Source organism: Actinomadura roseirufa (genome assembly GCF_900659635.1).
In the GTDB taxonomy this organism is placed as follows: domain Bacteria; phylum Actinomycetota; class Actinomycetes; order Streptosporangiales; family Streptosporangiaceae; genus Spirillospora; species Spirillospora roseirufa.
On sequence record NZ_CAACVB010000093.1, the window covers coordinates 20,916 to 28,788 of the forward strand.

Below are 7,873 nucleotides of genomic sequence, written 5' to 3' on the forward strand. Positions count from 1 at the left end.
GATCAGAGGCGCAGGTCGCGGCGTGCCCGGGCCAGCAGGCGGTCGGCGTCGGGCGCGTACGCCCACGCTCGGGACGGGGCCGTGGTGCGGCCCGCCTCACCGAGATGGCGGCGGGCCCGGTCGTGGTCACCGGCGCGGTAGAAGACGGCGCCGAAGAAGTGATGCGCCTCCAGAGCCCGCGGATGCGGACGCGGCGCGGCCAGCCACCGGTCGGCGGCCTCCGCCAGCGCGGCGTGGACCCTCGGCCCGGCCAGATAGGCGTTCAGATCGTCCATCGTGCCGAGCTCGGCGCCGACCTCCAGATGCGCCACGGCCAGCACCGCCGTGACCGGGTCGCCCGGCTCCGCGGCGGCGACGGCCGCCTCCGCGAAGTCCAGCACCTCGGCGTCCGACCCCCACCACTTCTTGCTCAACGCCTGAGACCTGCTGATGTGGGCCGCGTACAACGACGGGTGCCGGTCGCACAACTCCCGCCAGATCCGGTCGAGCTCATCCCTTCCGACCTGCATCCCGATGCCGTGCCACTGGAGGCGGTCCCAGGGGACGGGATCGGCCGGGAGCAACTCGGCGGCCCGGGTGAGGGGCCGGCCGGCGAGCGCGAGCAACTGCCAGAACCGTCCGAACTGCTCGTTGCTGACGTACTCGGCGCGGTAGGCGCTGCGCGCGCGCCACGCCTCCTCGATGCGGGTCGAGCCCAGCCACAGCAGAAGGTCCGGGTCGCCGGGGGCGTCGGCCGCCATCCGCGTCAGCGCATCGCTCCGCCCGGCCGCCGCCTCGGTGAGGATCTCCGTGTACAGGGCGCGCGTCTCGGCGTCCTCGCGGGTGCCGGCCAGCAGCCGGAGACCGGCGGCGAAGTCCCCGGCCCGCACCTCGGGCAGCGCCGCCGCCAGCGCGCCGTCCTGCCAGACCGGGCCGTAGCGGCGGCTCCGCAGCCGGCCGGGCAGCCCGAACACCGCGCCGAGGAGGCCGCCGCCGCCGTCCGGCGGATCCGCCGGCGGACGGGCCTCGCCCACGGCACGGGGCGGGATCTGCTCGTCGGAACGGGCGGGCATGGGCACGACCAGCCCGGCGGGCGCGTTCCGGTCGAGTTCGGCGACGATGCCGTCGCCACCCGGCCACACGTTCGGCTCCACCCCGACGGTCATCCCGTCCAGCCCGATCAGCAGGCGGGCGCCGTCCGGCCACGCGAGGACGGCGGCGCACGCGTCGAAGGGGACGGTGGCCATCGCGGACCCGGTCAGCGCCGTCACCCCGGCCGGGCCCGTGATCAGGCCGAGCCGCGCCTCGTCCGGCCGGGTGTGGACGCGGCCGTCCACCGCGATCATCGAGGCGGCCGGAGCGGGATGGAAGCGCGCCCCCGGCGGCTCCTGCCCGCGCGGCAGCATCAGCAGCGCGCTGTCGCGGACGGCGCGGCCGATGTCCTGGACGTCCGGCGGCTTCAGCTCGTCCAGGGCGGTCAGCAGGTCGGCGGTGGTGTGGAGCGGGGAGCCCAGCAACTCGGCAAGGCAGTGCGCGACGGCGCGGGGCGCGCGGGCCTCGTCCGAGGTGAGGCGGGTCCGGCGGGCCGTCACGACCTCGTCCCATTCGGCGGCGTCCACCGGCTCGTCCGCGATGCGGTCGAACTCGCCGAGGAACCGCTCGGTCAGCGCGGGGCGCACGTCCGCCAGCCCGTCGGCGAACGCCAGGACCTGCGCCGTGGCGCCGTCGCGGTGCGCGTAGTCGACGTCGGTGGTGTAGCTGAGGGCGCCGTCCCGCCGCAGGACGCGGTGCAAGCGGCGGCGCAGGAAGTCGGAGTGGAGCGAGGCGGCGGCGTTGCGCGGCACGATGCCGGTGAGCGCGACGCCCTTGACGTTGCTGGTGAAGTAGGCCGGGGTGCGGGGCAGTGCGCTGGTGGGCTTCGGGACGGGACGGCGCTCGCCGTCCGGCAGGGGCAGCCGGAGCCCCTCCGGCGGCGGGCCGCCGATGAGCGCCAGCGCCGCGTTCCGCCGGGTGAACCACCGCGCCGCCCACGCCTGGACGTCATCGGCGGCGCAGGACGCGAGGCCGTGTTCGTCATAAGCGGGAAGGCCGTAGGTGGCGGCTCCGTAACGCCAGAGCAGCAACTGGCCGACCAGGCCGTTGTCCCGTCCTTCGGCCTCGGTGCGCAGAATCTGCTTCTCGGCTTCGAGCCGGTCCATGGGAAGCGCGTGCAGAGCGTCACAGACCGCGGTCAGGAACGTGCTGACCTTGCCTGGTTCGCCGTGCGTGACGAACGTCGTGGTGACCGAGTCGACGGCGCCGTTGTAGTGGTAGTCGCTCTCGCCGACGGCGTGCAGCGCCAAATGCTCCACCAAATGGGTGAGGCCGCTCCGCGCCAGCGTTTCGTCGGCCTGCCCCACGCGGAACATCAGGACGGCCTGATAGCCGTCGTCGCCGGGCCTCCCCTCGGTCCAGAAGACGGGAACCTCATCGACCTCGGTACGCACGATTTCCATTCGACCTCCCCCTGTAGACCGCGAAATCCTACAATTCGCGAGTGGTGAAGGAAATCTCTTATCGATATCGGGTTCCCTTCGGGCCGACCTGGCGCGGGTTTCTCGCGCCGATCTGGCCCGTGGCGATCCTGGTCGCGCTCATCGTGCTGTTCTACGCGACGCACCGGCCCGTGACCACCGCCCGGACGCTCGACCCCGTCGGCTCCGGCGACGCCGCCGGTGACGTCCGTCCGGTGCTGTGGGTGGACGAGGGGCTGCGGTACCGCGTCCACGTCCGGGAGGGGGCTGAACTACCCGACAAATGCACTCTTAACTTTCAAACCGCCTCATATGCAGTGAAACTAGATCGAACACGTCATCATGGGGATCCGGCGACGGTCGGCGGATACCGGTGGCTGGGCGCGTTCCGCGCTCCCGCCGGCGGCCGCGCGGCCCTGGGCTGCGACACGTCGAGCCAGGCGCTGCGCGTCCACGTGGACGCGCCCGGCGAGCGAGTCCTGGTCGCGCTCATGCTGGCCTGGGGTCCGGTGCTCATCCTGTCCATCTACCTGGTCGTGCGGGCCCGGCGGCGGGGCGGGCGTCCGGGACGCGTCCCCGCGCGCCGTCCGATGGACCCGGTGGTGCGGGTGGCGCCCGCCGCCCTGGAGGCCGCGGACCGCGACCGCACCACGGTGTACTTCCGCAACGGCGCGTTCGTTGCGGCCGGGGAGCGCGACCCGCGGGCGGCGGCGGACGAGGCAGCGGCGGTATTGGCGGCTCTGCGCGATCCGGCCGCCTTCCGCGTCGCGGAGACCGCCGGCGGCGGCCGTCTGGTGATCTTCCCCGACGTGACCGTCCACCTGACCCCGCACGAGATCAAGCACGCCGAGACGCGCGACCTCGGCCGGCACGCCCGCGCCAAGATCGGCCGGGACGCCCGCGCCCCCGAACCCGTCCACGTCCGCCCCGCCGAACCCGTCGCCTCCGGCCCGGGGTGAGGCGGCAGGGGCGGCCGAAATCCGCATCCGGAGAATGGCCGAGGGCGTGGGCGCGACGATGAAGCCCTCTGTCCCTCGCCGGGGAAGGGACAGGGGACCGGAGGCCGAGATCCTCGCGCATTGCGGCCATGAATCCATCCGAGTCGCGGTCATGCTCGCCGTTCCCGGCATTCCAGAATGGTGACGTTGGGCGACATCTTCATTACCGCTCTCGGCTTGTGAGGGGCGAAGGAAGAAGCCCCGGCCGCCCGGCCGGGGCTTCTTCCTTCGCTCAATGCGCCGCGGGTTCTCTCGGGTGAGGAGCGGGGGTCTCCTCGGCGGCGGGAGCCGCGGGCCACCAGAAACGGGGGCCGGTGTCCAGCGCCAGGGCCGGGACGATGATGGAGCGGACGAGGAAGGTGTCGAGCAGGACGCCGAGGGCGACCAGCACACCGATCTGGACCATCATCGTCAGCGGCATGACGCCGAGGACGCCGAACGTGGCGGCCAGGACGAGGCCCGCGCTGGAGATGACGCCGCCGGTGACGCCGAGGCCGCGCAGCACCCCGGCCCGGTGGCCCGAGAGGGCGGCCTCCTCGCGGACGCGGGAGAGCAGGAACAGGTTGTAGTCGACGCCGAGGGCGACCATGAAGAGGAACGCCATCAGGGCGACCTGGACGTCCAGGGCCGGGAAGCCGAGGACATGGTGGAACAGGAGCCAGCCGGCGCCGAGCGCGGCGAAGTAGGACGCGACCACGGTGCCGATGACCAGCAGCGGGGCGACGAGGGCCCGGAGCAGGACGATCAGAATGATCAGGACGACGCCGAGGACGAGCGGGATCACGACACGGCGGTCGTGGGCCTGGGCGTCGGCGAGATCGAGTTCGCCGGCGGCCCCGGCGCCGACGGTGGCGTCCGGCACGGCCTTGCGGAGGGCGCGGACGGTGTCCTTCGCGGCGGCGCTGTCCGGCGGGTCGGTGAGGACGACGTCCAGGCGCGTGAGCCGTCCGTCCAGGGACTTCTGCGCCTTCTCCACGCGGGCGACGCCGGGGACCTTCGCGACGGCGCCGGCGGTCTCGGCGGAGGTGGTGATGACCTGGAGGGGACGGCTCTCGCCCCGGGGGAAGTGGGCGTTCAGCAGGTGCTCGCCGACCGTGGAGCCCGGCGTGGTGGTGAGGAAGTGCTCGCGGTCGAGGCCGGTGTGGATGCCGAGGGCGCCGCAGGCGAGCGCGCCGAGGACGGCGACGCCGCCGATCCACACGAGGCGGGGGCGGGCGGCGACGCCGCGGCCGACGCGGTCCCAGACGCCGCCGCGGGCGGGCGGGGCGTCGCCGTAGCGGGGGACGCGCGGCCAGAAGACCCAGCGGCCGAGGGCGACCAGCATCGCGGGCAGCAGCGTCATGACGACGACGAGGCCGCCGGCGACGCCGATCGCGCCGATCGGGCCGAGCGCGTAGTTGAACCCCATCGTCGCGGTGAGCAGGCACAGCAGGCCGAGGGAGACGGTCGCGGCGGACGCGATGATGGGCGCGGCGGCGCGGCGCAGGGCGGTCCGCATGGCCTCGTGCCGGTCGGGGTGACGGCGGAGCTCCTCGCGGTAGCGGGCGAGCAGGAGCAGCGCGTAGTCGGTGGTGACGCCGAAGACCAGCGCGTTCAGGATGTTCGCCATGCCGTCGGCGACGTAGAGCCCGGCGTGCTCGGCCAGCAGGTAGACGACGGCGCTGGTGACCTGGAGCGAGATCCCCGCGTTCAGCACCGGGATCAGCCACAGGATCGGGCTGCGGTAGGTGATCAGCAGGACGAGGGTGACCAGCAGCATCGTGACGATCAGGAGGGGCTTGTCGACCTTCTCGAAGGCGTCGCCCACGTCGAGCGCGGAGCCGGCCTGGCCGGTGAGGCGGATCTCCAGGCCGGGCGGCGGGTCGCGCTCGATGCGGTCACGGATCTTCTCCGCCCGGTCGGAGAGGCCCTCGCCCGCGGCGAGCGGGATGTTCAGCATCAGGGCCCGGCCGTCGCGGGAGACGGCGGGCGGCGCGACCGGGGCGGCGGCGAGGGGCGCGAGGGCCCGCCGGTCGGCCTCGGCGCGGGCCCGGTCGGCGGCGGTGACGCCGCCGTCGCGGACGTAGGCGATGATGCCGGGGGCCAGGTCGCCGCCGGGGAACCGGGGCGTCAGCTCCCGCACCTTCGTGGACTGGGCGCCGCGGGGCAGTTCGGCGGTGGACCTGCCCTCGACGACGTCGGAGAGGCGGCTCGCGTTCGGCACGGCCAGCGCGACGATCGCGATCCAGGCCGGCAGCACCGCCCATTTGGTGATGCGGCCCGCGGGCAGCGCCGCGAGTTTGCGTGAGAGCAGCACGAGATGCTCTCCTTTCCGTGGGGGTTTCGTATCTCGGAGAAACACGCCTGTGGCGTGGTGATGCGGGGCTTCCGCCCGCCCGGGTCGCCGAGCGGCAACTCGGCGACCCGGGCCTTCAACGTCCGGCCGGGTCGTCCTCCTCGGGGATCTCGGGGAACGCCAGGTACCGGACGAGCAGGGTGCGCGCGCCGTCCGGCGGGTCGTCCTCGCCGCGTTTGTAGCGGTAGAGGAGCGCGATGTACTCCTCGAAGAACTCTCGTGCCTCCTCCGGCGTCAGCGTGACGCTCGAAGAGGAGAACAGCAGGGCGTCCTGCCACGGCCCGAGGCCGTCCCGGACCCGGAGGAACCGGTCGAGCATCTCCAGCTGGCCCGCGAACTCCATCCGGGTCAGCTCCTCGACCGCCTCCCGCATCTGCGGGCTCTGCCTGCTGTACGGGGGGATCCGCCGGTCGCCCGGGACGACGCGCCACCAGCGCTCGCGGCCGCGGCCGAGCTCGGGGACCTCCTCGACGAACCCGTGCCGGGCGAGCTGGCGCAGGTGGTAGCTCGTCGCGCCGGTGCTCTCGCCGAGGGCGCGGGCGAGGGTCGTGGACGAGACGGGCCCGCGCCGCATGACCTCGGCGATCCGCTGCCGGAGCGGGTGCGCGAGCAGCCGCACCCGGCGCGGGTCGGTGATCTCCTCGGGGGGCGGCTGCTCCGTCATGTTCTGGACGCTACGGACTTACCAAGGACCTTTGCAACGGCCCTTGGCAAGGTTCACCGGAGCGATGGAGCGCGAGTCCGGGACCGGGACCTGAGAGGGAGCGCGCGGCTCACCCCCGTGGACGACACCCCGTGTCCATGGCTGACGGATCCGTGGTCCATCACTTAAAGTCATTGGACAGGACGACGTGAGGGGACCAGGTGGGCACCGTGCAGGAGATCTCACCGGCGGCGACGCTGGCGGAGAAGGTCGAGTGGCTGATCCGCAACCTGTGGCCCGCGGACGCCGAGGCGCCGCGCAACAACGTGGAGACGGCCGCGGCCATCGCCCGCGACACCGGCGAGGACATCTCCTCCACCACCGTGTGGAAGCTGCGCACCGGCCGCCAGGACAACCCGCAGCTGAAGACGCTCACCGCGCTCGCCACGTTCTTCGGCGTCCCGATCGGCTACTTCGGGTTCCCCGTCGAGGCGGGTCCCATCGACGACGACCTCACGCTGAAGGCGCTGCGCCGCGAGGTCGAGCACGGCACCGTCCGTCCCGAGGTGCTGCGCGCCCTGGTCGACCTGTCGCCGGAGGCGCGCTGGGTCGTGGACGAGATGATCCTCGGCGCCGCCGCGGCCGACCGGCACCGGCGCGGCGCGCCCTAGGGCGGGGAGGTCCGCCAGAGGGTGGGGACGGCGTCGTCGGTGCCCGTGGTCAGGACGCCGCCGCCGAGCGGGGCGAGGCCGGTGAGCCGCTGCGCGCCGGCACCGTCCAGGCCGCGGCCGTGCGGGCGGACGGGCCGCCAGGCCACCCCGTCCGGTGAGGTCCACAGGCCCGTGTCGGACGTCCCGGACGGTGTCCCGGCCAGCACGAACCCGCGCGGTGTCGCGAGCGCCGCGGTGATCTCCGCCGCCTGGACGGGCTGCGAGCGCCACGTCCTCCCGGCGTCGGACGACACCGCGACCGCGGCCCCCGCGCCGGCCGCGACGACGACGGCGCCGCGCGCCACGACCCGGGTGGGCGCCGCGGTGCCCGGCGGAAGGGACACGGCCGTCCATTTCTCCCCGTCGGGCGACGTCCACGCGGCCGGTGTCCCGTTCTTGCCCTGGCCGACCGCGACGTAGCCGCCGTCGACGGCGGTGACGTCGTGCATCTCGGCGTCCTTGAGGTCGCCGGAACCGGCGGTCCAGCGGGTGAGGTCGTCCGAGCGCCAGGCGAGGGCGGACGACCCGGCGAAGCCCACGACGACGTAGCCCCTGGCGCCGGACGCGGCGCCGGTCAGCTCGCCCTCGCCGCCGGGCGTGCCGTTCACCGGCGACGGTCCCGCGCGCCTCGTGCACGCCCTGATCGGAATGGCGGTGCTGTGGCTTTTCTATTTCATTCAGCATTTCCTCATGCC

At 73.7% G+C, this 7,873-nt stretch carries 6 protein-coding genes; 2 read left to right on the plus strand and 4 right to left on the minus strand.

Features of this window, described 5'->3' with window-relative positions; translation table 11 throughout:
- Positions 1-2: 2 nt before the first annotated feature.
- On the minus strand, positions 3-2,474 hold the full coding sequence (locus tag E1291_RS20450; RefSeq protein WP_131739440.1) for a peptidase M16 family protein: 2,472 nt from the start codon (positions 2,472-2,474) through the stop codon (positions 3-5).
- Between the two features lie 41 nt (positions 2,475-2,515).
- Between E1291_RS20450 and E1291_RS42125 the strand changes: the two genes are divergently transcribed.
- Positions 2,516-3,451, plus strand: a complete 936-nt coding sequence (locus tag E1291_RS42125) for a hypothetical protein (protein WP_165495212.1) — start codon at positions 2,516-2,518, stop codon at positions 3,449-3,451.
- Between the two features lie 271 nt (positions 3,452-3,722).
- On the opposite strand, the gene E1291_RS20460 is transcribed toward E1291_RS42125, so the two are convergent.
- The gene (locus tag E1291_RS20460) at positions 3,723-5,786 is read right to left on the minus strand and encodes an MMPL family transporter (RefSeq protein ID WP_165495213.1); all 2,064 of its coding nucleotides are present in this window, start codon (positions 5,784-5,786) and stop codon (positions 3,723-3,725) included.
- Positions 5,787-5,901: 115 nt separating this feature from the next.
- Complete coding sequence (locus tag E1291_RS20465; protein ID WP_131739443.1) at positions 5,902-6,489, minus strand: ArsR/SmtB family transcription factor; 588 nt, start codon at positions 6,487-6,489, stop codon at positions 5,902-5,904.
- Positions 6,490-6,689: 200 nt separating this feature from the next.
- Here E1291_RS20465 and E1291_RS20470 point away from each other — a divergent pair, with 200 nt between their 5' ends.
- Positions 6,690-7,139, plus strand: coding sequence for a helix-turn-helix domain-containing protein (locus tag E1291_RS20470; protein WP_131739444.1), 450 nt, complete (start codon positions 6,690-6,692; stop codon positions 7,137-7,139).
- On the opposite strand, the gene E1291_RS20475 is transcribed toward E1291_RS20470, so the two are convergent.
- Positions 7,136-7,786 carry a hypothetical protein gene (locus tag E1291_RS20475; RefSeq protein ID WP_131739445.1) on the minus strand — a complete coding sequence of 217 codons (651 nt, stop codon included), beginning with the start codon at positions 7,784-7,786 and terminating at the stop codon, positions 7,136-7,138. The genes E1291_RS20470 and E1291_RS20475 overlap by 4 nt on opposite strands.
- Positions 7,787-7,873 lie beyond the last annotated feature (87 nt).

Coding starts and splice junctions, on each gene's coding strand:
- E1291_RS20465 (WP_131739443.1), bottom strand. CDS start 6,489: ATGACGGAGCAGCCGCCCCCCGAGGAGATCACCGACCCGCGCCGGGTG.
- E1291_RS20450 (WP_131739440.1), bottom strand. CDS start 2,474: ATGGAAATCGTGCGTACCGAGGTCGATGAGGTTCCCGTCTTCTGGACC.